The organism is Micromonospora trifolii, assembly GCF_050516465.1.
Taxonomy (GTDB): domain Bacteria; phylum Actinomycetota; class Actinomycetes; order Mycobacteriales; family Micromonosporaceae; genus Micromonospora; species Micromonospora trifolii.
The window spans coordinates 5,427,055-5,450,177 of sequence record NZ_CP191526.1 but is presented as its reverse complement, the minus strand read 5'-3'; the positions used below and the strand labels follow the sequence as shown (position 1 = coordinate 5,450,177).

19 protein-coding genes are annotated in these 23,123 nt (G+C 72.5%); 9 read left to right on the top strand and 10 right to left on the bottom strand.

The genetic code is table 11. The features are described 5' to 3' along the window. Window positions 1-27 precede the first annotated feature (27 nt). Window positions 28-909, top strand: a complete 882-nt coding sequence (locus ACQRWP_RS25350) for a lysophospholipid acyltransferase family protein (protein WP_112670362.1) — start codon at window positions 28-30, stop codon at window positions 907-909. 49 nt (window positions 910-958) lie between these two features. On the opposite strand, the gene ACQRWP_RS25345 is transcribed toward ACQRWP_RS25350, so the two are convergent. From ACQRWP_RS25345 to ACQRWP_RS25335, 3 genes are all read right to left on the bottom strand, one after another. After that, window positions 959-1,828, bottom strand: a complete 870-nt coding sequence (locus ACQRWP_RS25345; protein ID WP_430498266.1) for an HAD family hydrolase — start codon at window positions 1,826-1,828, stop codon at window positions 959-961. Between the two features lie 126 nt (window positions 1,829-1,954). After that, the gene (locus tag ACQRWP_RS25340) at window positions 1,955-2,824 is read right to left on the bottom strand and encodes a DUF5667 domain-containing protein (RefSeq protein WP_430498264.1); all 870 of its coding nucleotides are present in this window, start codon (window positions 2,822-2,824) and stop codon (window positions 1,955-1,957) included. 289 nt (window positions 2,825-3,113) lie between these two features. Continuing rightward, entirely contained in the window at window positions 3,114-4,070 is a 957-nt protein-coding gene (locus ACQRWP_RS25335; protein ID WP_430498263.1) for an ECF subfamily RNA polymerase sigma factor, BldN family, read from the bottom strand. A gap of 586 nt (window positions 4,071-4,656) precedes the next feature. On the opposite strand from ACQRWP_RS25335, the gene ACQRWP_RS25330 reads away from it, so the two are divergent. From ACQRWP_RS25330 to ACQRWP_RS25320, 3 genes are read left to right on the top strand one after another with little or no spacing between them, the layout of a single operon-like run. Further along, window positions 4,657-6,264, top strand: a complete 1,608-nt coding sequence (locus tag ACQRWP_RS25330) for an AMP-binding protein (protein WP_430498261.1) — start codon at window positions 4,657-4,659, stop codon at window positions 6,262-6,264. Next, window positions 6,254-6,508, top strand: coding sequence for a glutaredoxin family protein (locus ACQRWP_RS25325; RefSeq protein ID WP_030490173.1), 255 nt, complete (start codon window positions 6,254-6,256; stop codon window positions 6,506-6,508). The genes ACQRWP_RS25330 and ACQRWP_RS25325 overlap by 11 nt, the downstream gene beginning before the upstream one ends. Window positions 6,509-6,528: 20 nt before the next feature. Beyond that, a complete protein-coding gene (locus ACQRWP_RS25320) occupies window positions 6,529-7,191 on the top strand; it encodes an HAD family hydrolase (RefSeq protein ID WP_430498258.1) in 663 nt (220 codons plus the stop codon). Here ACQRWP_RS25320 and ACQRWP_RS25315 read toward each other — a convergent pair. Together ACQRWP_RS25315 and ACQRWP_RS25310 are read right to left on the bottom strand one after the other, a co-directional pair. After that, the gene (locus ACQRWP_RS25315; protein ID WP_030329744.1) at window positions 7,172-7,825 is read right to left on the bottom strand and encodes a response regulator transcription factor; all 654 of its coding nucleotides are present in this window, start codon (window positions 7,823-7,825) and stop codon (window positions 7,172-7,174) included. The two genes, ACQRWP_RS25320 and ACQRWP_RS25315, sit on opposite strands and share 20 nt — an antisense overlap. A gap of 58 nt (window positions 7,826-7,883) precedes the next feature. Further along, entirely contained in the window at window positions 7,884-9,188 is a 1,305-nt protein-coding gene (locus ACQRWP_RS25310; RefSeq protein ID WP_430498256.1) for a sensor histidine kinase, read from the bottom strand. A 370-nt stretch (window positions 9,189-9,558) separates the two neighbouring features. Here ACQRWP_RS25310 and ACQRWP_RS25305 point away from each other — a divergent pair, with 370 nt between their 5' ends. From ACQRWP_RS25305 to hemB, 5 genes are read left to right on the top strand one after another with little or no spacing between them, the layout of a single operon-like run. Further along, entirely contained in the window at window positions 9,559-10,329 is a 771-nt protein-coding gene (locus ACQRWP_RS25305; protein WP_124819092.1) for a redox-sensing transcriptional repressor Rex, read from the top strand. After that, window positions 10,326-11,723: a glutamyl-tRNA reductase gene (locus ACQRWP_RS25300; protein WP_430498254.1), complete on the top strand. Its 1,398-nt coding sequence runs from the start codon at window positions 10,326-10,328 to the stop codon at window positions 11,721-11,723. Before ACQRWP_RS25305 ends, ACQRWP_RS25300 begins: the two co-directional genes overlap by 4 nt. Further along, window positions 11,720-12,688: a hydroxymethylbilane synthase gene (hemC, locus tag ACQRWP_RS25295; protein ID WP_430498252.1), complete on the top strand. Its 969-nt coding sequence runs from the start codon at window positions 11,720-11,722 to the stop codon at window positions 12,686-12,688. Before ACQRWP_RS25300 ends, hemC begins: the two co-directional genes overlap by 4 nt. Next, window positions 12,685-14,265 (top strand): uroporphyrinogen-III synthase, encoded by a 1,581-nt coding sequence (locus tag ACQRWP_RS25290; protein ID WP_112584249.1) that lies wholly within the window; start codon window positions 12,685-12,687, stop codon window positions 14,263-14,265. The genes hemC and ACQRWP_RS25290 overlap by 4 nt, the downstream gene beginning before the upstream one ends. Before the next feature lie 20 nt (window positions 14,266-14,285). Beyond that, a complete protein-coding gene (gene hemB / locus ACQRWP_RS25285; RefSeq protein ID WP_196919917.1) occupies window positions 14,286-15,269 on the top strand; it encodes a porphobilinogen synthase in 984 nt (327 codons plus the stop codon). Between the two features lie 121 nt (window positions 15,270-15,390). Here the strand turns inward: hemB and ACQRWP_RS25280 are convergent, their stop codons facing one another. From ACQRWP_RS25280 to ACQRWP_RS25260, 5 genes are all read right to left on the bottom strand, one after another. Then, complete coding sequence (locus tag ACQRWP_RS25280) at window positions 15,391-16,320, bottom strand: CU044_5270 family protein (RefSeq protein ID WP_430498250.1); 930 nt, start codon at window positions 16,318-16,320, stop codon at window positions 15,391-15,393. A gap of 17 nt (window positions 16,321-16,337) precedes the next feature. Continuing rightward, the gene (locus tag ACQRWP_RS25275) at window positions 16,338-16,907 is read right to left on the bottom strand and encodes an RNA polymerase sigma factor (protein WP_430498248.1); all 570 of its coding nucleotides are present in this window, start codon (window positions 16,905-16,907) and stop codon (window positions 16,338-16,340) included. Window positions 16,908-17,064: 157 nt separating this feature from the next. After that, entirely contained in the window at window positions 17,065-20,343 is a 3,279-nt protein-coding gene (locus ACQRWP_RS25270) for a lamin tail domain-containing protein (RefSeq protein WP_430498246.1), read from the bottom strand. Window positions 20,344-20,435: 92 nt separating this feature from the next. Further along, on the bottom strand, window positions 20,436-21,452 hold the full coding sequence (locus tag ACQRWP_RS25265) for a GNAT family N-acetyltransferase (RefSeq protein ID WP_430503285.1): 1,017 nt from the start codon (window positions 21,450-21,452) through the stop codon (window positions 20,436-20,438). 72 nt (window positions 21,453-21,524) lie between these two features. Next, entirely contained in the window at window positions 21,525-23,099 is a 1,575-nt protein-coding gene (locus ACQRWP_RS25260; protein ID WP_430498244.1) for a lytic murein transglycosylase, read from the bottom strand. Window positions 23,100-23,123 lie beyond the last annotated feature (24 nt).

The following is a 23,123-nucleotide window of genomic DNA, read 5'->3' as shown; positions in this document are numbered from 1 at the left end:
ACGCCGGCCGACGGGGTCGACGCCGGGTTGCCCGGCGGCACCGAGCCGGCCGTGTCGGACCGGCCCGGGGACCACTGGGACCGCAAGGTCGCGAACGGGTTGGCGTTTCTGCGCCGGCGGCTGTCCGGTGACTACGAGGTCGACGAGTTCGGTTTCGACTCGGAGTTGACCGACGCGGTCTTCCACCCGCTGCTGCGGCTGCTCTACCGGGACTGGTTCCGCACCGAGGTCAGTGGGGTGGAGCACGTCCCCGTGGACGGGCCCGCCCTGGTGGTCGGCAACCACTCCGGGACGGTGGCACTGGACGCCCTGATCCTCTCGGCGGCGCTGCACGACAAGCATCCCGCCCACCGCTACCTGCGGCTGCTCGGCGCCGACCTGGTGTTCCGGATGCCGGTGGTCTCCGAGTTGGCGCGCAAGACCGGCGGCACGGTGGCCTGCAACCCGGACGCCGAGCGGCTGCTCGGCGGCGGCGATCTGGTCGGTGTGTTCCCCGAGGGCTTCAAGGGCATCGGCAAGCTCTACGCCGACCGTTACAAACTGCAACGCTTCGGGCGGGGCGGGTTCGTCTCGGCTGCGCTGCGCACCGGCACCCCGATCGTGCCCGTCGCCATCGTCGGCGGCGAGGAGATCTACCCGATGCTCGCCGACATCAAGCCCCTGGCGCGGCTGCTGAAGCTGCCCTACTTCCCGGTCACGCCGACGTTCCCGCTGCTCGGCCCGTTGGGCATGGTGCCGCTGCCCAGCAAGTGGCTGATCGAGTTCTGCCCGCCGATTCCCACCGCCCACCTGACCGACTCGGCGGACGACCCGCTGGTGGTCTTCAACCTCGCTGACCAGGTGCGGGAGACCATCCAGCAGACACTGCACACGCTGCTTGAGCGACGCCCCGACCCGTTCGGCCCCTAGGGCGTGGGGGCGGAGCCGAGGGTTTCGAAATTCGCCCTGAACGGTTGGCTCAGCCGGCGCGGCGGCGGCGCTGCAGGGCCAGGCCGGCGGTGACGGCCCCCGCTACCAGCCCGGCCGCCGCGGTCGACGGCACGGCGATCTTGACCGCTCGGCGGCCGCTGCGGAAGTCCCGCACCTCCCAGCCGTGCTGGCGGGCCTGCCGCAGCAGGGCGCCGTCCGGGTTGACGGCCACCGCCCGGCCCACAGCGGAGAGCAGCGGCAGGTCGTTCGTCGAGTCGCTGTAGGCCGCGCAGCGGGCCAGGTCGAGCCCTTCCAAGGCGGCGAGCTGGGTGACCGCCTCAGCCTTGGCCGGTCCGTGCATCAGGTCACCCACCAACCGCCCGGTGTACGCCCCGTCGAGCACCTCGGCCACCGTGCCGATGGCACCGGTCAGGCCGAGCCGGGCGGCGATCACCCGGCCGATCTCGACGGGGGCGGCGCTGACCAGCCAGACCCGCTGACCGGCATCCAGGTGACGCTGAGCGAGCTGGTGGGTGCCAGCCCAGATCCGAGGGGCCATCATCTCGTCGAAGATCTCCTCGGCGAGGTGTTCGACCTCGTTGACCCGCCAGCCCTGGACGAAGGCCAGCGCCGCCTCCTTGGCCAGGGACATGTCACCGGCGTGCTCCCGGGCCAGCAGGCGGAAGCGGAGCTGCTGCCAGGCGAATCGGGCCAGGTCGGCGGTGGTCACGTAGTTTCGGGAGGCGAGCCCACGGGCGAACCAGTAGATCGACGCGCCCTGCATCATCGTGTTGTCCACGTCGAAGAACGCCGCGGCGGTCGGGTCGGGTGCGCTGACCGGGGCCAGGTCGGTCTCCGCCCAGGCTGCGGTATGCCCCTCGGCGTCGGTGCTGACCGTCACCTTACGGCTACGCGCCACGCGAATCCCTTCCTCACCGGTACGACGGATGCTCCCCCGCGAGGGTATCCGCCGCAGACGGGCGACCGGCCGGGCACACAGCGAACTGTGGCCCGGCCGGTCGGACGTGCGGTATAGGGACGCAGGTCAGCGGGCCCCGGGGCAGGTGTTCGGGTCCGGCCCGAGGGTGTCGCTGGCAGTCGGTGCCGGCAGGCTGCAGGCGATCGCCGCGCGCAGGTCGTCCGAGCGTTCCCGGATGCTGTCCAGCAACAGCAGCGACCGCTGGGTCCGTTCCCGGTCGACCCGGGTGCTCCCGTCGAGCAGACCGCGTACCGCCCGGCGCTGGCTCGACACGAAGGTGTTGAGAGTGTCCAGGCTGCCCGGCTCGGCCCGCTGCACAGCGGCCGAGGTCAGCAGGCGAACTCCCTGCCGGCTGTCGGCGTCCATGTCGTCGAGGACCGCGCTGAAGCCGATCCGGTCGCCGCGCAGCTTGGCGGCTTCGCCGACCCTGGTCCGGGCGAAGTCCAGGAAGAGTTGGCCTCGGCTGATGTCGGAGCTGGCCAGGGCGAGTTGTGCGCGCTCGGTGGAGCGCTTCATGCCGTACAGCGCGTCACCGGGCACCGCGTTCTCGCTGGCGGCGGAGATCCCGGAGACGGCGATGGCCCCGGCGGCGATGCCGACCAGGATCGCGCCCCGGGCTCGGGCCCGCCGTGCGGTGACCGCCGGCAGTAGCCGCCCGCGGGTGGTCGTGGCGGCCGGTTCGCTGACCGCCGCTGGTGTGCTGCCCAGCCCTTCCCGCTCGGCGGTTGCGAGCAGCATCGCTCGCAGGCCGGTACGGAAGTCCTGGTCCACCTCGACAGCCGGGGGGTCGACGCTGAGCCGCTGACCCACTGCGACGAGCGGCGCCAGTTGGCCGTCCACACGGGATCGCACGTGGTGTCGTCGAGCGCCGTTGGCCTCGTCGAGAAGCTGCGCGAAGCGCTCCGCGCGCCGGCGGGAGAAGAGGGTGTTGTCCACCGCAGGCACCTCCTCTCGCTGGTCACGGCCGGTCGGCCGCCGTCGTTGCCAGCGACCGGGCGGCAGTGTGACACCACGGAGGTGAGGTGCCGCCGGCATGCCGGTCGGACCTCGGTGACCCGGGCCTGCCGGGACATCCACCGGTCGCACCCGGAGAAACGCGGCGGACCGGGCACGGGTTACGGGCCTGGCGGAGCGGAAATTACAGAAAGTGATGGTCATCACCCGGCGGGACCGACTCTGAGCTGCGCGGACGTCGATCGACGCCCGTCGGTCCCGCCGTAACAAACTACGGCTGGAAGCCGTCGGGCAGCAGCCGGGCCAGGGCGCGGACGGCGCGGTACTGGAGGGCCTTGATGGCTCCCTCGTTCTTGCCCATCGCGCGGGCCGTCTCGGCGACCGAGAAGCCCTGGAGGAAGCGGAGCACGATGCACTCCTGCTGCTCCGGGTTGAGCTGCTTCACCGCGGTGAGGAGCGCGACGTTGGTGACGTGCTCCACCACCGCCGCCTCCGGGCTGCCCTCCGGGCCCCGGTCCTCCCGGTCGGCGTCGAGCACGTCGCCGGTGGTGACCTCCAGCCGGTACCGGCCCGACTTGAAGTGGTCCGCGACGAGGTTGCGGGCGATCGTCACCAACCAGGCGCCGAGGTCGCGGCCCTGCCAGGTGAAGCTGCCGATCCGCTTGAGCGCGCGCAGGAAGGTGTCCGAGGTGAGATCCTCGGCGAGTTGCCGGTTGCCGACCCGGAAGTAGACGAACCGGAAGACGGTGTCCACGTACCGGTCGTAGATCAGACCGAACGCCTCGGACTCGCCGGCCTGGGCCCGCTCGATCAGCGTCCAGACCTCGGTTGCCGGGTCGGACGGGTCCGGGCGGCTCGGGAAACCGGTCGGGGTGGTGGCTGTGGTGGCCGGCACCGCCGGGATCACCGCTGTCTCACCCGCCGCCGGGTCGGTGGTGACCGCCGGTGTGTCGCTTACCCGACGACCCTGTACGGGCATGGTGGGTCGGGGCGGTACGGCGACCCGGCCGCCGGCCGGCTTCGCGTTTCCACCGGGCACCGCGGGTCGCGGCGGTGGCTCGTTGTGGTGTGGCCGGCTGCGGATCCGCTGCGCCGCGCCGTCACCCCGCACGACGCCACCGTGCTGTTCGTCCGATGGGGCACGGGCCGCTGGCCGCTCGTTGACGTGGGAGCGGGCGGGTTGACCGGTCAGGCCGGCCGGGCGTTCCGCGTAACCGAAGGTGGTCACCGTGTTGCCCCCGTCCCGTCGGTCGCCGGGCGGGCCGGTCTAGGTCTCGTCGGGGCGGACCGACCGGATGACCGGTCGGGCAGGACGGTCACGGGAGTTGCCGACGGGCGGCAATTCCCCTGGAGGTGCTGGTCCAATGCGCTCACAGGCACGGGGGCCTCCTCGGGCTGAGGGGTGTCGACTCACGGCAAATGGGGTGAGCCGACCCGAGTGATGATAGGGCCAACGTCACCCGCGCGTGGCAAGTCCGTTACACAAGGCGGAAGTATTTCCCGCTCCGTCGCACCAGTGGCGGACCGGTTGTCCGTCGTGTGCGATTGACTTTCCGGCGGCCCGGTGTTCCAGGCTGGATGCCCAGGTCGGAGGCGTGCCGCCCGTTCGGCTGACCCGCCACGCCGGCCGGCCGGACGGGGTGGCCGAACTGCCCGCGGTCGGCGTCGCCCGTCCCATCGACAGGACCTGATCGGATCACCGGTGGCACACCGGACAGTCCCGTACATGGGACTGTCCGCGCTGCCGTCCGCCGGGCTTGGCCCCGACCATCGGGCGTGGCCCGTCGCCGTCCGCTGTGCCAGACTCGATCACCGTGCAGGACGCCTCGGAAAGCCCCGCGCCGAACCTCGCCGACCGGGTCCACCGGGCGGCTCTCGACCGCGCCGACCGGCCCGCGCTGCACTGGCGCGAGCACACCATCAGCTGGTCCGAACTGGACGCCGCAGTGGACGCCGCCGCTCGCGGCCTGTCCGCCGCCGCGCCACCCACCGACCCCGGCGGTATGCCGCCCCGCGTCGCCATCGCCCTGCCCAACACACCGGACTTCGTGATCGCCTGGCTCGGTGCCCTCCGCGCCGGGCTGGTCACCGTGCCGGTCAACCCCGGCCTCACCGCCCCGGAGCTACAGCACGTGCTGGCCGATTCCGGCGCGTCAGTGCTCATCGCCACCGACCACGTTCGGGGCCTGGTCGCCGACGTGGCCGCGGAGCTGCCCGCGCTCGCCTCGGTGCACGGCACGCCACCGACCGCCGAGGCGCCCGGACCGGCACCCCGCCCTCGACGCGACGGCGGCGACCTGGCTGTACTGCTCTACACCTCCGGCACCGAGGGGCGACCCAAGGGGGCGATGCTCTCGCACCAGGCGCTGCTCGCCAACCACGAACAGATCGCGGAGATCGAGCCGCCGGTGGTCGGGCCGACGGACACTGTTCTCCTGGCGTTGCCGCTGTTCCACGCGTACGGGCTCAACTCGGGGCTCGGCGCGGTCGTGCACCACGGCGCGACCGGTGTGCTGCTCGACGAGCCGGGCCCGACGGCGGGGCTGGACGAGATCGCGCGGCACCGGGTCAGCGTGCTGGTCGGCGTACCGTCGATGTTCCTGACCTGGGCCGGCGCGGCCACGGCCCGCGCGGCGACCGCGTCGGTGCGGGTGGCGGTCTGCGGCGCGGCGCCGCTCGAACCCACGGTCGCGGCGCGCTTCACGGAGGCCACCGGGCATCAGGTGCACATCGGGTACGGCCTCACCGAGACCGCGCCGGTGCTCACCTCCACCCTGGTCGGCGGCGTGGCCAAACCGGGTTCGATCGGCCGGCCGCTGCCCGGCGTGCGGCTGCGCCTGGTCGGTGCGGACGGGGTGGACCTGTGGCGCGACGGGCTGGCCGTCCCCGACGACGACCCGGATGAGCTGGACATCTCCGACGTGGCGCCGGGCACCGACCCGGGGCAGATCGTGGTGTCCGGCCCCAACCTCTTCACCGGCTACTGGCCCGACGGCCGGGGCGGCCCGGACGCCGAGAGTTGGTGGGGCACCGGTGACGTCGCGTACGCCGACGAGGACGGCGACCTCTTCCTGGTCGACCGGCTCGGCGAGTTGATCCTGGTCAACGGGTTCAACGTCTATCCGCACGAGGTCGAGCTGGTGCTCGCCGGGCACCCCGGGGTGGTCGAGTCGGCGGTACTGGGTGTGCCGCACCCGCGGACCGGCGAGACTGTGCGGGCGTACGTGGTGCCGGCGCAGGGCCGACCGGTGACCAGCGAGGAATTGCTCGCCCACTGCGCACGGAACCTGGCCCGGTTCAAGTGCCCGACCGCTGTCGAGTTCGTCGACGCCCTGCCGCACTCGGCGATCGGCAAGGTACGCAAGACCCAACTCCGGTCGGCGACGCCGACCGACCGCACGGAGGTAACCGATGGCCAGTGACGCCCGACTCGCCCTGATCACCCGACCCGGCTGCCACCTGTGCGACGACGCCAAGGCGGCGCTCGACCGGGTGGTCGCGGTCACCGGCGACAAGTGGGTGGAGTGGGACGTCACCGGTGACGAGGGGCTGGAGCGGGAGTACGGGGATCGACTGCCGGTGGTGATGCTCGACGGCAAGGAGCACGGCTACTGGCGGGTCGAGGAGGACCGGCTGCTGCGGGACCTGACCACGCCGCAGCTCTGACGGGTGCCTAAGGTGCTCTGATGACCTCTGCGCCCCCGCACCTCGTCTGGGACTGGAACGGCACCCTGCTCAACGACCTCAGCCTGGTGGTGTCCGCCACCAACGTCGTGTTCGCGAGCCTGGGTGGGCCGACGGTCACCCCGGACGAGCACCGGGTGCGGTTCCGCAGGCCGATCGCCGAGTACTACGCCGAGGTGCTCGGGCAGGCCGTGGACGACGACGAGTTCGGCCGCCTGGACAAGATCTTCCACGACGCGTACCGCACCGGTTTGACCACCTGTGAGCTGGCCGCCGACGCGCGGGCCGCGATGGCGGCCTGGCCGGGCAGCCAGAGCCTGCTCTCGATGTGGTTCCACGAGGAGCTGGTCCCGACCGTGCACACGTACGGGTTGACCGGCCACTTCACCCGCGTCGACGGGCTGCGCGCCACTGTCGGCGGCGGCCACAAGGCGGAGTCGCTCCAGCTGCACCTGGCCGAACTGGGCGTGGACGGCGCCTCGGTGGTGCTGATCGGCGACTCCATCGACGACGCGGACGCGGCACTCTCGGTGGGTGGCCGTGCCGTGCTCTACACCGGCGGGTTCACCGACCCGGCCCGGCTGCGCGCCTCCGGTCACCCGGTGGCCGACACCCTCACCGATGCGGTGGCCCTGGCCCGGGAGGTCAGTTCCGCAGATAGGTGAGGACGGCCAGCACCCGCCGGTGCTGTTCGGTGTCCGGCGGCAGGGTGAGCTTGGTGAAGATGTTGCGTACGTGCTTCTCCACGGCGCCGTCGCTGACCACCAGGGCACGCGCGATGGCGGTGTTCGAGCGCCCCTCGGCCATCAGGGCGAGCACCTCGCGCTCGCGGGGGGTCAGCTCGCGCAGCGGGTCGTCCCGGCGACGCCGGGCGAAGAGCTGACCGACCACCTCCGGATCGAGCACCGTGCCGCCGCCCGCCACCCGCCGCAGCGCGTCCAGGAACTCGTCGATCGCGGCCACCCGGTCCTTGAGCAGGTAGCCGATCCCGCCGCCGGCGCCGCCGGTGGTGGCGAGAAGATCATCGGCGTACGACACCTCGACGTACTGGGAGAGCACCAGGATCGGGGTACGCGGCACCAGCCGACGTGCCTCCACCGCAGCCCGCAGCCCCTCGTCGGTGTGCGACGGCGGCATCCGGACGTCGACGATCGACACGTCGGGCCGGTGCTCGACCACCGCCTCGACCAGGGCGTCACCGTCCCCGACGGCGGCCACCACCTGGTGCCCGCTCTCGGTCAGCAGCCGGACCAGCCCCTCCCGGAGCAGGACGGCGTCGTCGGCGATCACGATGCGCATGGCTGTGTTGTCTACCACGTCCGGTCCGTCGTACGGGCTCGACGCGGTGTCGGACCGCTCACAACGGCAGCTCGGCGCGGATCTCGGTGGGGCCGCCGGTGGGGCTGACCACCATCAGTTCGCCACCGGCGGCCCGGACCCGGTCGGCGATGCCGGCCAGCCCGTGCCCCTTCGCCAGGTGCGCGCCGCCCTGCCCGTCGTCGCCCACCCGCACCTGGAGGTGGGTGCTCTGCCGGGCCACGGCCACGGTGGCCTCGGTGGCCCGGCTGTGCTTGGCGACGTTGGTCAGCGCCTCGGACACCACGAAGTACGCGGTGTTCTCCACCGCCGGGTCGAGCCGCCCGGCCGGGGTGCCGAGCTGCGGGTCCACCTGGAGCTCGATCGGGATCAGTCCGCGGCCGGCGATCGCGGCCAGGGCGCTGGGCAGCCCCCGGTCGACCAGGATCGGCGGCGCGATGCCCCGGGACAGCGCCCGCAGCTCGGCCAGCGTGTCCCGGGTCTGGGTGACCGCCTCGTCGATGGTGCGGCCGGCGGCCTCCGGGTCCGAGGAAAGCTGCATCCGGGCCCGGCTGAGGTCCATCGCCAGCCGGACCAGGCGCTGCTGGGGGCCGTCGTGGATGTCACGTTCCAACCGGCGTAGCGCGGAGGCCTCGGCCGACACGGCGGCCCGCTTCTGCTCCTCCAGCACGGTGATCCGGTCGCGCATCTCGGCCACCCCGGTCAGCATCGCCTTGGCGAAGCTGGCCTGGAGCAGCGCGCAGCCCCGAACCACGATCGGCAGGGTGATCAGGAAGAACACCCCGAGTGCGGTGTACAGGCCGATCCGGGCGGTGGTCGAGTCGCCCAGGCCGAGCAGCTGCGCCAGGTCCTGGTCACCTTCGCCGTCGGCTCGGGGCAGGGCCCAGTCGTAGGCCCAGTAGAACGAGCCGGTGACCGCCGCGGCCCACCAGGACAGCGTCACCACGAAGGTGCCCACCGCCGCGATCAGCCGCAGGATGCCGTGCGCCAGGTCGAGCCAGGACTGGGCGTCCCGCATCGGCACGAAGATCCGCCGCCAGGCGTTCGCGCCCGCCTCGGGCAGCCGGTAGCGCGGCCGGATCCGGGGCTGGTGGAGCACCGCGGGCAGTCGCAGCCGCTCGATGTCGGCCAGCCCACGGGCGGCGTACAGGGTGCCGCTGAGGATCGGCAGGCCGATCACCGTGACCACCAGGCCGATGCCGACCGCGAGGCCGACGATGAGGACGACGAAGCTGGCCAGCGCAAGGGGCAGGCCGAGCAGCACGTACCCGGAGTCGACGAAGAGCTGGCGGGGGATGCTCGGTGCCAGCGTCGGTCGGTCGCTGGTGGCGGCAACGGCGGTCATGCTCAAAGGCTAGGCATTTGGGCTCGGTGTCCCCATCCCGAAACCCCGCCTCTCCTCCGTAGTGCTGCCCCTACCACCGCGAAGAGGTCCCGGGGCAGGCCCGGCGCGGGATTGGTCAGAGAAGTCGGGATTGAGCAATAATCGCCCGGGCGGTGAGCGGACCAGGCCGTTCAATCGATCTTGTGGAATGGAGGGGCTGGTGAGGTCGCGCCACGCAGCGACAAGATCGCGATTTGTGCACGTCTTCACAAGCGCCTACGCTGTGACTCCGACGCGCCCTGCTAGCACAGCCGGCAACCTCGGTCGCCAGCGGGAGTCCACAAACGGTCGACCAGCGGAGTTGGCCGAGGATCGCACCGCACGGAGTCTCATGAGTCAGCACCGTCACCCAGGCGCGCCCGGCCGCGCCGGTGCCGTACCGGCGCTCCCGGATCTGCCCGAGGCGACCGTCGCTCGGCTCCCGGAGTACCTGCGCGCGCTGCACAACCTCGCCGACGCCGGGCACGAGACGGTCTCCAGCGAGGGTCTCTCCGCCGCCGCCGGGGTCAACTCCGCCAAGCTCCGCAAGGACCTCTCCCACCTCGGCTCGTACGGCACCCGGGGCGTCGGCTACGACGTCGCGCTGCTGATCGAGCAGATCGAGTATGTGCTCGGGCTCACTCAACGCCGGGCGGTCGCCCTGGTCGGCGTGGGTAATCTCGGTCACGCTCTGGCCGGCTACGACGGCTTCGCCAGCCGGGGCTTCCGGATCGCCGCACTGCTCGACGCCGATCCGTCCCGGGTCGGTGAGGAGATCAACGGCCTGGTAGTCCGGCATGTTGACGACCTGCCGACGGTCGCCGCGGAGGAATCCCTCGCGATCGGCGTGATCGCCACCCCGGCCGCCGCCGCCCAGCAGGTCGCCGACCAACTGGTCGCCGTCGGCGTGACGAGCATCCTCAACTTCGCGCCGTGCGTACTCTCGGTTCCGGAGGGGGTCGACGTGCGCAAGGTCGACCTCGCCATCGAGCTGCAGATTCTGTCCTTCCACGAGCACCGCAAGGCGTCGCTGACCGCGCTGCCCGCCACCGGCGGGTCCGCTCTCACCGCCCTGCCGGGCGGGTTCGCGGCCACCGACACCCAGGAGGCGATAGGCACGTGAAACTGCTCGTCGTCGGCGCGTCCTACCGGACCGCCCCGGTCGCCACGCTGGAGCAGCTGGCCGTGCCCCCCGCCGACCTGACCCGCACACTGGACCGCCTGGTCGCCCAGCCGTACGTGGCCGAGGCGGTGATCGTCTCCACCTGCAACCGGGTGGAGGTCTACGCCGCCGTGTCCGGTTTCCACGGTGGGCTCGGCGACGTCTGCGCCGTGCTGGCCGAGCAGGCCGGCAGCTCGCCGACCGCGCTCGCCAGCCACCTGTACGTGCACTACGACACCGCGGCCGTGGACCACGTCTTCCGGGTCGCCACCGGACTGGACTCGATGGTGGTGGGCGAGGCGCAGATCCTCGGCCAGCTGCGCGACGCGTACCACTGGGCCACCGGCGCCGACTCGGCCGGCCGGCTGCTGCACGAGCTGATGCAGCAGGCGTTGCGGGTCGGCAAGCGGGCCCACGCCGAGACCGGCATCGACCGGGCCGGCCAGAGCGTCGTCACCGCCGCCCTGGAGCTGGCCGCCGGGCACCTCGACGGCGACCTCGTCGGCCACCCGGCCCTGGTGGTCGGCGCCGGTGCGATGGGTTCGCTCGGGGTGGCCACGCTGTCCCGGCTGGGCGCCGGGCCGCTCACCGTCAGCAACCGGGGCGCCGATCGGGCCGTCCGGCTGGCCGAGTCGTACGGGGCGAGTGCCGCGCCGATGACCGAGCTGGCCGACACCCTCTCCACAGTGGACATCGTAGTGGCCGCCACCGCGTCCACCGAACCGGTCCTCACCCGGTCGGTGGTCACCGCTGCGCTGGCCGAACGCGACCCGTCCCGGGGCCCACTGGTCCTGCTCGACCTGGCCGTCCCGCGCGACGTCGAGGAGGGCGTCGCCGAGCTGCCCGGCGTCGAGGTGATCGACATCGACCGGATGGCGGCGCTGCTCGCCGACGGTCCGGCGGCTGCCGACGCTGCCGCCGTCGAACGCATCGTGCTGGGCGAGGTGGAGGGCTTCCTCACCTGGCTGCGTGGCGCCGACGTGGCACCCACCGTGGCCGCGCTGCGCGGCCGGGCCGACGACGTGGTCACCGCCGAGCTGCGCCGACTGGCCCAGCGTCGCCCCGACCTCGGCGACGACCTGCGGGCCGAGGTGGCCCGCACCGTGCACCGGGTCGTGCAGCGGCTGCTGCACCAGCCCACCGTCAAGGTCCGCCAGTTGGCAGCGGAGCCCGGCGGCGACCAGTACGCGGCACTGCTGCGCGAGCTGTTCGACCTCGAGGTGCCGCAGACCTCGCCGGTGGACACCGTCCCGGACGTGCTGACCCCCGACTTCGGCATGGCGCTCCCCGGCACCGACCCGGTGTCCGGCGCCGACGCCGCCGAGCCGACCCCACCCACCGGAGGTGCGCGATGACCGCCCCCCTGCGCCTCGGCACCCGGGGCAGCGCCCTGGCGATGGCCCAGTCCGGCCAGGTCGCCGAGGCGGTGACCGCCGCCACCGGCCGCCCCGTCGAGCTGGTCGAGGTGGTCACCGCGGGCGACCGCTCCAGCGCGCCGGTGCACCGGCTGGGCGTCGGGGTGTTCGTCTCCGCCCTGCGCGACGCGCTGACCGCCGGCACGATCGACTTCGCGGTGCACTCGTACAAGGATCTGCCCACGGCTGCCGCCGGTGGGCTGCACATCGCGGCGGTGCCGGCCCGGCAGGACCCGCGCGACGCGTTGGTGGCCCGCGAAGGCCGGACGCTCGCCGAGCTGCCGCCCGGGGCCACAGTGGGCACCGGCGCGCTGCGTCGGATCGCCCAGTTGCACGCCCTCGGCCTGCAACTGGAGGTCACCCCGATCCGCGGCAACGTCGACACCCGCCTGGGCCGGGTGCTCGGCCCCGAGGCCGACCTCGACGCCGTCGTCCTGGCCCGGGCCGGTCTGGCCCGACTCGGCCGGCTCGACGTGATCACCGAGGCGCTGGACCCGATGCTCATGCTGCCCGCTCCCGCTCAGGGCGCGTTGGCCGTGGAGTGCCGGGTCGACGACCAGGACCTGGTCGAGCTGCTCGCTGTGCTCGACCACGCACCGTCGCGTGCCGCGGTCACCGCGGAACGTGCGTTTCTGGCAACCCTGGAGGCCGGGTGCAGCGCACCCGTCGCCGCCTATGCCGAACTCGCCGAAGGCGAGACCGGCGATGAGATCTACCTGCGCGGGGCGGTGATCAGTCCGGACGGCACTCGTGACCTCCGGCTGTCCCGCACCGGAACGCCCGCCGACGCGGCGGAGATCGGTAAGGCACTCGCCGCCGAACTCCTCGACCTCGGCGCCGACTCGATCCTCGGCCACGAAGGACACACCGGCCCGGGGACCCAGCAATTTGGGAGCACAGAATGACCCGCACCCGTAAGCCCGTCGGCCGTATCGCGTTCGTCGGGGCTGGCCCCGGTGACCCGGGCCTGCTGACCCGTCGGGCCCACGACGCCCTGGTCGACGCCGACCAGGTGATCTACGACCGGGGAGTCCCGGAGTCGTTGCTCACCGTCGTTCGCGCCGAGGCCAGGGACGATGCCGAGTTCACCCCGGCCGAGGGCGCGCCGGGGGACGTGGCGAAGGTGCTGATCTCCGCGGCCCGCTCCGGGCTGAACGCGGTGCACCTGGTCGCCGGCGACCCGTTCGGGCACGACTCGGTGGTCAAGGAGGTGCAGGCGGTGGCCCGCACCGCCGCCCACTTCGAGGTGGTGCCCGGCGTCGGCCAGGCCGAGGGTGTGGCCACCTACGCCGGGGTCCCGCTGCCGGGTGTGCGTACGGCCGCCGACGTCGAGGACGTCAGCGCGCTGGACTTCGAGGCGCTGGCCACGGCCGTCGGCCGGGGTTCGCTCGCGCTCGCCGTGGACGCCGGTGACCTCGCCGCCGTCCGGGACGGGCTGCTCGCCGCCGGGGTCGACGGCACCACCGGCGTCGGGGTGACCGGCGACGGCACCGGCGAGACCCAGTACACGACCACGTCGACCGTGGACAGCTTCGTGGCCGCCGCGCTCGGCTTCACCGGCCGGGTGGTGCTCACCGTCGGTGTCGGCGTGGGGCAGCGCGACAAGCTGAGCTGGTGGGAGAACCGCCCGCTGTACGGCTGGAAGGTGCTCGTACCCCGGACCAAGGAGCAGGCCGGCGCGATGAGCGCCCGGCTGCGCGCGTACGGGGCGATCCCGTGCGAGGTGCCGACCATCGCGGTGGAGCCGCCGCGCACCCCGGCGCAGATGGAGCGTGCGGTCAAGGGCCTGGTCGACGGCCGGTACGCCTGGGTGATCTTCACGTCGGTGAACGCGGTCCGCGCGGTCTGGGAGAAGTTCGCCGAGCACGGCCTCGACGCCCGACACTTCGGCGGCGTCAAGATCGCCTGCATCGGTGAGGCCACCGCGGACGCGGTCCGCGCGTTCGGCATCCAGCCGGAGCTGATCCCCGCCGGGGAGCAGTCCTCGGAGGGTCTGCTGGCCGAGTTCTCGCCGCACGACGAGATCCTCGACCCGGTGGGTCGGGTACTGCTGCCGCGCGCCGACATCGCCACCGAGACGCTCGCGGCCGGGCTCACCGAGCGCGGCTGGGAGGTCGACGACGTGACCGCGTACCGGACGGTGCGGGCCGCTCCGCCGCCCGCCGAGATCCGCGACGCGATCAAGTCGGGCGGGTTCGACGCGGTGCTCTTCACCTCGTCCTCCACCGTGCGCAACCTGGTCGGCATCGCCGGGAAGCCGCACGCCCGGACCGTTGTTGCCGTCATTGGGCCCAAGACGGCGGAGACCGCGACGGAGTTCGGCCTGCGGGTCGACGTCCAGCCACCGCATGCCTCGGTGCCCGACCTGGTGGAGGCGCTCGCCGCCTACGCCGTCGAGCTGCGGGAGAAGCTGGCCGCCATGCCGGCCAAGCAGCGCCGTGGCTCGAAGGTGCAGGGCCCCACCGCCCTGCGCTTCCGGTAGTCGTTCGAGGAGGCCCTGCCATGTCGTACCCCGAGATCCGGCCCCGCCGGCTGCGCCGCAACCCGGCGGTCCGCCGGCTGGTGTCCGAGACCCGGGTCGACCCGGCCGAGCTGGTCGTGCCGATGTTCGTCAAGGAGGGGCTGACCGAGCCCCGAGCCATCGGGTCGCTCCCGGGGGTGCTCCAGCACTCCCGGGACTCGCTGCGCAAGGCGGCGGTCGAGGCGGTCCAGGCCGGTGTCGGCGGGATCATGCTCTTCGGTGTGCCGGAACAGCGGGACCCGACCGGCTCCGGCGGCATCGACCCGAACGGCATCCTCAACGTCGCCATCCGCGACGTGGTGGCCGAGGTGGGCGACGCCACTGTGGTGATGAGCGACCTGTGCCTCGACGAGTTCACCTCGCACGGGCACTGTGGGCTGCTCACCCCCGACGGTGAGGTCGACAACGACTCGACCCTGGCGGCGTACGCCGAGATGGCGGTGGCCCAGGCCGCCGCCGGGGTCGGCATGGTCGGGCCGTCCGGGATGATGGACGGCCAGGTCGGCGTGGTACGCCGGGCCCTCGACGCCGCCGGCTACCAGGACGTCTCCGTGCTGGCGTACGCCGTGAAGTACGCCTCCGCCTTCTACGGCCCGTTCCGGGAGGCGGTGGAGTCGGCGCTGGAGGGCGACCGGCGCACCTACCAGCAGGATCCGGCCAATCTGCGTGAGTCGCTGCGCGAGGTCGCGTTGGACGTCGCCGAGGGCGCCGACCTGGTGATGGTCAAGCCGGCGCTGCCCTACCTCGACGTGGTGTCGGCGGTGCGGGCCGCGGTGGACGTCCCGGTCGCCGCCTACCAGGTCTCCGGTGAGTACGCGATGGTCGAGGCGGCCGCCGCGAACGGCTGGATCGACCGCGAGCGGGTGATGCTGGAGACGCTCACCTCGATCAAGCGGGCCGGCGCGCAGGTCATCCTCACCTACTGGGCCGTCGAGGCCGCCGGCCTGCTCCGCCAGCGCTACTGAGTCGTCCCCCTGCGCTCGGGCCCGGCGGCCCGATCGCGCTGAAACAAGGAAATAGTGGCCTTCTCCGTGGGAGAGGCCACTATTTCCAGGATCGAGCGCGATCATCGGCGCGCCCTGAGGATCAGGGCAGCTGCCCCGGGCGGTCGACGATGGCCAGCTGGGTGACGGCGGTGCTCGTGTAGGGCGACTCCTTGCCATTCCGCACGATAAGACGGCGGGTGCCGAGGTAGGCGTAGGTCGTCCGGTCGAAGATCAGGTCGATGTGGGCCCCGACCACGCCCGGCGTCCGCAGTGCCACCCCCCGCCGGCCGGCCGCGTCCCGAATCTCGCCGGGTAACACGGTGGCCCCGGGCACCTGGGCCATCGCCTGGAACAGCGCGCCGAGCGACTGCGGTGGCACGTAGCCCTCAAGCATCCACATCCCGTCGGCGAAGATCGTCTGGGGATCGTTCCTGATGGCCTCCAGGTCCGCGCCGGCGGGCAGATCCAGGGGGATCGGGTGGTCCCGCAGGTACTGCGCCATCTGCTCCGGCTCGGTGGGTAGGCCCTGGAAGTAGCCGGGCGGTGGCGCCAGGTGCGAGACGTCGTCGGTCCGCCACTCGTCGGGGCGGCTCTCCAGCCTCCGCCGCTGCTGCCAGGTGGGGTCGTCGCCGACCGGCACCCAGCGCTGGAGCCGCTCCTCGGTGTACGGGCCGGCATCCGGCAGATCCCGCCAGGTGAGTCGCAGTTCGATGAAGAGGAACTGGCCGGGGCGTGCCACCAGGTCGGGCTGCTGCCGGGCTGTATCCGCGGCCTCGGTCAGGATCTCGGCCGCGCTCGCCGTCGGTGGGGCGTCATCCACCGTCTGCACCACCAACCCGCCGATGGTCAGCAGGGCGACCAGCCCACCGACCCCGGCCAGGCGCCAGCCCGGCGTGCGCCAACGAGGGCTCCGGCGGGCTGCCCGAACGGGAGGCGCGGTCGGCTCCGGGTCGGAGGTCTGGTTCGTGACGTGGTCCCGCAGCTCGCCGAGGAGTCGTTCCTCGAAGTTGCCCAGTGGGGTGTAGGTCATGGTGATCATCCCTCCGATCAGACGAGTGCGGATTCGGACTGCGCGAGCGCGAGGCGTACCGCGCGGCGTGCCCGGTGCACACGGACCCGGGCGGCGACCGGGGAGATGCCGAGCGCGTCGGCGGCGTCCGCCACGGACAGGCCGTCGACGGCGACGAGTTCCAACAGGGCGCGGGTGCGCTCCGGTAGGCCGCGCAGCGCCTGGTAGGTGCGGCGGGCCAGCGCCTCGGCGTCGATGCGTTCCTCGATCCGGGCGATGTCATCGGCGTCGAGCAACCGTCGTCCCGCTATGCGACCGCTGACCCGCAGGAGCCGGGTCGCCCGCCGGTGTTCGGCCGCGATGACGTTGCGGGCCACGCCGAAGAGCCAACCCAGCTCGCTGCCCCGCTCCGGCCGGTAACCGGCGGCGGAGTCGATCACCGCGAGGAACACCTCGGCCGTGAGGTCCGCTGCGGTGTGGGGGTCGTCGACGCGACGAGCGACGAATCGGCCGATCGCCTCGACGTGCCTCCGGTAGAACACCTCGAAGGCTTCGGGGTCCCTGCTGACTGCCGCCAGGTCATCCCCGCCCGGGCTTGGGATACTCACAGGCCGTCCTCTCGTTGGCCGTCCTTACACCCCTTCATTGGTCCGGCGGCGACGAGTTGTTACGTCTTGCGCAAGATCATGCTGAAACAAAGGATGTAGTGGCCCCCTGGTCGGCGGAGGCCACTACATCCTGGATCGAGCGCGGTTGAGACGGATCTCAGTCGTCGTTGGTGATCGTTCCGGTCGCGAGCGGATCGGCCAGCCGCAGGCCGGGCACGCCGGCCACCAGCAGCGTCAACTTCTCGTCCGCCTCCCGCTTGCGGTCACCGCGCACCGACACCGGGAACGCCACCGACGTCTGCCCGGCGGCCAACACCTTGCAGCCGGCGTACGGGTCGAAGTCCGAGCCCGCCTGCGCCGTGAGGCCGAGGGTGGCGGCGCAGAGCAGCACCGACTGGGACAGGGGCCGAGACACGGTGGCGGTGAAGGTGAGCTGCCGGGTGCCCTGGTTGCCCTCGGCCACCGCTGTGTCGGCCACGGTCAACGACGCCCGGGACCGGAATCGGGCCACCTGCGGGTCGTGGTCACTGGAACCCCGCGACCCGTCACCGGCGAACTCCGCCGGCCAGTCGGCGTTGATGTGCGCCGCCCGCACCTGCACCAGGTCGCCGTAGAACGCGTCGTTGACGAACAGGTGGTCGAGGGTCTGCGCCTGCCCCTCGAAGCTGTACGAGTAGGCCGAGGCCGGCACGTCCGCCACCAGGTTGTCCCACAGGTTGTGCAGGCCCGCCTCGTAGAGCGGGGCGAGCTGGTCCGACGGCGTGGGCTGGTCGCCGGTGGCGATGGGATCGTCCGGGCGGGGGAAGACGTTCAGGTCCCCGCCGTAGACCACCCGGGCGGTCTGGTCGGCCGCCTCGATCGCGGTGACGATCGCCGCGCCGTAACGCGCCTGCTCTCGCCGCTGCCCGACGCGGCTGTCCGGGCCGGACGAGTAGTGGTTGCTGAGCGCGTACAGGGTGAACCGCTCGGTCGAGCCGGGCGCCGCCGCCACGCTGAACTTGCCCAGCTGCGGAGCACGGGTGAAGACGTTGTTCCCGTCCCGACCGGTCGAGGTGTCCACATCCGCCGGCAACACCGCGTTGAGCGCCTTCGGGTTCTGCACGTCGGCGTTGGCCGGCAGCCCCGCAGCCCGGTACTGGACGGTCGGCGCCGAGCCCAGCAGCGGGTCCGCCGCCGTCGCGGCAGCCAGCGACAACCGGTCCGTGCGATACAGGAAGGCTGCGGTGATACCGCGGGCGTCCGCACCGGTCCGGTCATAGGCGGCGGCGTACGCGGGCCCGCCGGCCGCCGCCACGGTGAGCGCCAGCTCCTGGATGCTGTCCGGAGCGCCATCGGCGTTGTTGGTGTCGCCGCAGCTCAGCGCCGCCCCGGAGACCGTGCAGATGTCCTGGTCCTCGGCCTCCTGCACGAGGATCAGGTCCGGTGCGTGCAGGAACTTGACGATCTGGTCGGCGAGCGCGGCCAGCTGCTCGCGGTATTCCGCCTCGCTGCCGGGGACGTAGTCGAACGGCGGGTCGACGCCCACGCAGCCGGCGTTACCGGCGAAGTCGCAGCCGTCGAACGGGTCGTCGCGGTAGTCGTACAGGTTCTCCACGTTGTAGGTGGCCACGGCCACCTCCTGCGACCGGTCGGCCGGCTTGGGCGGGTTGTTCCTCGACGGGTCGGCCCCGGCGGCGAACTCCGCCCGCTCGACCTGGACGCCGTACTTCTCGAACGAGTAGTAGACCCCGCCCACCGCGTCCGCCCGCAGCGTGTCGAAGGTGTGCGCCGGCGGGAGCAGCGCGGCGCTGTCCCCGGCCGTGGCCTTCACACCCATGCTGCCGAGCAGCGTCCGCTGGCCGTTGCCGTCGTCGAAGCGGCGGGTCGGGTCGTTGTCCAGCGGGTGCGAATCACGGAAGACCCGCCGGGAGTTCGGGTCCGCGCGGTCCAGCAGCGGGTCGTCGCGGTCGACCACCCACAGCTCCGCGTCGGCCGTGGAGGAGAAGACGTCCCGGCCACTCACCGCGCCGCTGCCCGCGCGTACCCGCATCCGGGAGCCCTCGTGCCGCTCCCAGAAGCGCTGCGCGTCGGTCAGCACGGCCGGCGGCACCGCGTCGGTCACCGCGACCGCGGTGTCCACGGCCAGGCCGCCGCCGATCCGGCGGACCAGCGACGCGCCGGAGAGCTGGGTGAAGTTGTAGTACTCCGACACCCTGGCCCGCAGCACGACCTCGTCGCCGACCGTCGGCACGTAACCGCCGATCAGCGAGGTGAACGTGCCCATGAACACGAAGATGCCGTCGGAGCTGGTCGGGTCGCCGTCGGTGTCCCCAACGCGGCTCTGCAGGAAGAACCCGTGCTGCTCCGCACCGGCCGAGGTGCGGGCCAGGGTCGACTGGGTGATCACGCCGCGTACGTCGTACAGCGTGCTGCTCGTGCCGTTGCCGCTCGCCGGTGCGAGCGGTGACCGGTCGCTCGCACCGGACTCGGCGTCGGTGGTCGGACCCTGCACCTCGCCGACGGTCAGCTCCCGGGTCACCTGCACGACCAGCGCGCAGCTCGCGGTGCCGCCGCCCGCGTCGGTCGCGGTGAGGGTGACGGTGTACGCCCCGGCGGCGAGGTCGGCGCTCACGCCGACAGTGGCGCGGGCGGTGCCGCCCACCCCGTCGGCGGGGGTGAACGCGGTACGGGTGATCGAGCCGGAGGTCGGGCTCGGGCTGATCGCGGTCACCGCCAGGTCGACGATCGTGTCGTCGGGGTCGGCGGCGGTCACCTCGCGGCTCGCGGCCGTGCCGGCGGCGGTGACCAGCGGCCCACCACAGGTCAGCGTGGCCGGTACGTCGACCGGGCCACCGCCGTCCACGGTGTGCGTGCCCAGCCCGTCGAACGTGTCGGCGGGGAAACCGGCCCACTGTGCGGCGGGGTCGAAGGCGTCCGACGGGTCGGTGTCACCGGCGGCCACGTTCGGCAACCGGCGGAGGGTGTTGTCCGCGGTGCTGGTGACGCCGGCGCCCCACTCGGTGCCCGGGTCGACGCCCACCTGGCCGATCGAGTCGAGCACTGTGGTGCCCCGGCGCAACACGATCGCGTCGTCACCGTTGAAGAGGCTCGCCCCGGTGGTCTGGTCGGCCTGGGCGAGGATGGCGGCCCCGGCCGAGGCGCTGGCGAACACGAACGCGTCACCGGCCGCCACGCTGCCGGTCAGGGCGATCGTGGTGGCCGTGGTGGCGCCGTTGAAGTAGAGCTGCAACTGGTAGCCACCGGCCGCCAGGTCGACGGCGGCGCCCGTGCCGTTGAACAGCTCGATCGCCTTGTTGTTCGACGAACCCTCGACGTACTCCGAGATGAACAGGTCGGTGGGCGCGGCGCTGGCCGCGGTGGGTGCGACGCCGAGCGCCGTGACAGTCACGGCGGCGGTGGCGGTCGCGAGCGCGGCGATTGAGCGGCGCGGGCGCATAGGGCCTCCACGATGGGTGGATGGGGGTCAACGCACGTTAAGGTGCGCAACTGTCCACCGTCCATCCCCTAATGGACAGTTTCGTGAATTCCTCAGCGCGGCGGGTCGAGGCGGTGCACCAGCTCAGCGACGTCGACGCTGTATTCGCACCAGTCCCGGTCGGGGCGGTAGCCCAACTCCGCGTTGACCTTCAACATCGCCTCGTTGGCCTGCGCGTTCCAGGTCTGCACCTCGATCAGCTCCGGCTCGGCGGAGCGCAGCTCCAACAGCATCCGGGCCTTGATCGCCCGATCGATGCCGTAGCCCCGGTGATCCTGCGCGACGATCGTGTCGTACTGGTCGGCGCGGGTCGGGTGCTGCGCCGGCACCACCACCTCGGTCAGGCCGGCAACCTCGCCGCTCTGCTCGTGGCGGGCGAGCACGATGTACGGCTTCATGCCCCGTCGGTGCAGCGTGTCGAGGCTGTCGCGCAGCCGCTCCGGGTCGTAGGAGCTGGGGCGCAACTCACCGTCGTCGACGTCGCGCACCTCGGCCTTGGCCCGCGCGTACGCCTCGATCAGGTCGTCCGGCGGCCCGCCCGGGAAGAACTCCAGCTGGTAGCCCGCCCCGATGCCGGTGGCCATCTCGGCCAGCTCGGCCCAGTCCACAGCGGTCAGGTCGAGCACGCTGCGCGTCTCCACGTACTCCCGGTTGAAGCCGAGCGACTCGTAGAACCCGACCGCCGGCGTGTCGCCGACGACCTCGACCCCGATCGACCGGAAGCCCTCCTGGTAGACCCGGCGCGCGGCACGCATCACCAGGTCACGGCCGAGGCCGGTGCGCCGCGCGGACGGGTGCACCAGCACCTCGAGCACGCCGATGTCACCCAGAAGGAGTACGTGCACCTGGCCGAGCACCGCGCCCGTGTCGCCCGGGGCGGTCGGCTCGGCCTGGGCGATCCAGGAGATCCGCCGCTCGCCAGGCATCACCTCGGCGAGGTATTCCCGCAGCGAAGCCTTCCGCCAGGGCGGATCCTGCGGCAGATCGGCCGCCAGGACCGCGTTCAGCGTGGCCAACAGCGACGCGATCTCGGCGGACGACGCGGTCCTGGGGTCCCACTCGCGCACCATCACCCGTCTAGCTTGCCGCTAACAGAGGCCGGGGGGAAGTGTCCAGTTCTCCAACGTATCGAGACGATCACTTCACGACCGACTGGTCCGTCCGTACCGGTTCGCGGTGTCGTAGACGTCCTGGGCGTACCGCCGTACATCGTTGTAGGAGAGGATCGCGTTCCACCAGTCCCCCGCGATGCTCAGGTTTCGACCGCCCTTGCAGAGGTAATTTCCGGCTGCCAGGGCGGCGTCGTCCAGATCGTGCGGGTCCTTGAGCCCGTCGTTGTCGGCGTCCGCGCCGATCTCCTGCCAGGTGGTCGGGATGAACTGCATCGGCCCGATCGCCCGGTCGAGGGTCGCGTCGCCGTCGAGCGCCCCACGGTCGGTGTCGATGATCCGCATCCGGCCGCCGTTGCCGTCCAACGGCAGCCCGATGATCTTCGGTATCGCCTTGCCGTCCTGTCCCAGCCGCGCGCCGTTGGCCGAGCCGTGTCCCGATTCGACCTGACCGATCGCGGCCACCGTGGTCCAGCTCAGCGCGCAGCTGCGGTTGGTCTGGGAGAGCACCAGCTCTGCGTAGCCGTACGCCTGCATGGCGACCGCCGGGACGCCGACCTTGGCACCGACCTGCTGCGCCCAGCCGGCCAGGGCGTCCGACGGTCGGCCACCGATCACCGACCCGGTCGGCAGCCCGTTGCCGGGCAACCCGCCGGTGGGCAGCGGGAGGGTCGGCAGCGGTCCGGTGGGCAGCGGTCCGGTGGGCAGGCCGGACGGCACCCCCGGCGGTGCGACCCCGCTCGGTGCGGCTGAGGCGTCGACCGCGACCGGGCGCGGTGCCCGGATCGCGGCCGGTACGAGCAGCGCTCCCGCTGCGGCGGTCGCGGCCACCAGCGCCAGCAGGAAGACGCCGGGCAGAGTCAGCCGACCGCTCGGCCGGCGTGCCCAGGCGCGGGTCGCCCGGGCCGCGGCGGCCGCTGCCCGGCGGGGCGGCAGACGTACCGCGTGCGCGAACTGCACCCGCCGCCGCCGGGCCGGGTCGGACGCCGGCACGACCGGGACCTCATCCACAGTGGTCTTCGCCGGATCGGCGGCACCGGTCTTCGCATCGTCAGCGGGTGTGTCGGCGCTCGACGTGCCGGCCGCCTTCAACGCGTCCGGGCCACTGGCGCTGCCGGCCGCCTTCGGGTCCTCTGCCTTCGCGGCGTCTGCCTTCGCGTCCTCGGCCTTGGGGGTGTCGGTCTTCTGGTCTTCGGTTTTCGCGGCGTCGGCCTTCAGATTCTCGGCCTTGGGTGCCGCGGCCTTCAGGTCCTCGGACTTGGCTGCCTCGGTCTCGGGTGCCTCGGTCTGGGAGGCGGTCGCTGGGCCGGCGGTCGGGACGGTTTCGGCCGGGACCTTCGTGCCGGTGGCGCTCGCGTCCGGTTCGGACCTGGCGTGGTCGGCTGCGGTGGGCTTGGCCGCTGGCGTGGTCGGCGTGGTAGCCGTTGGCGTGGTCGGTGCACCCGCGGAACGCCCGCTCAGCCAGGCGCGGCGGGGGCGGGGCACCTTGCGCACCGGGTCGGGCGCGGCCCCTGAGCCTTCGAGCGGCCCGTCCAGCGGCGCGGCCGGTCGTAACGGTTGCACACGCGTGTCGTCCTCGCCGTCCACCACCTGTCGAGTATCACCCATGCTCCGCCAACCGTCAGATCCACG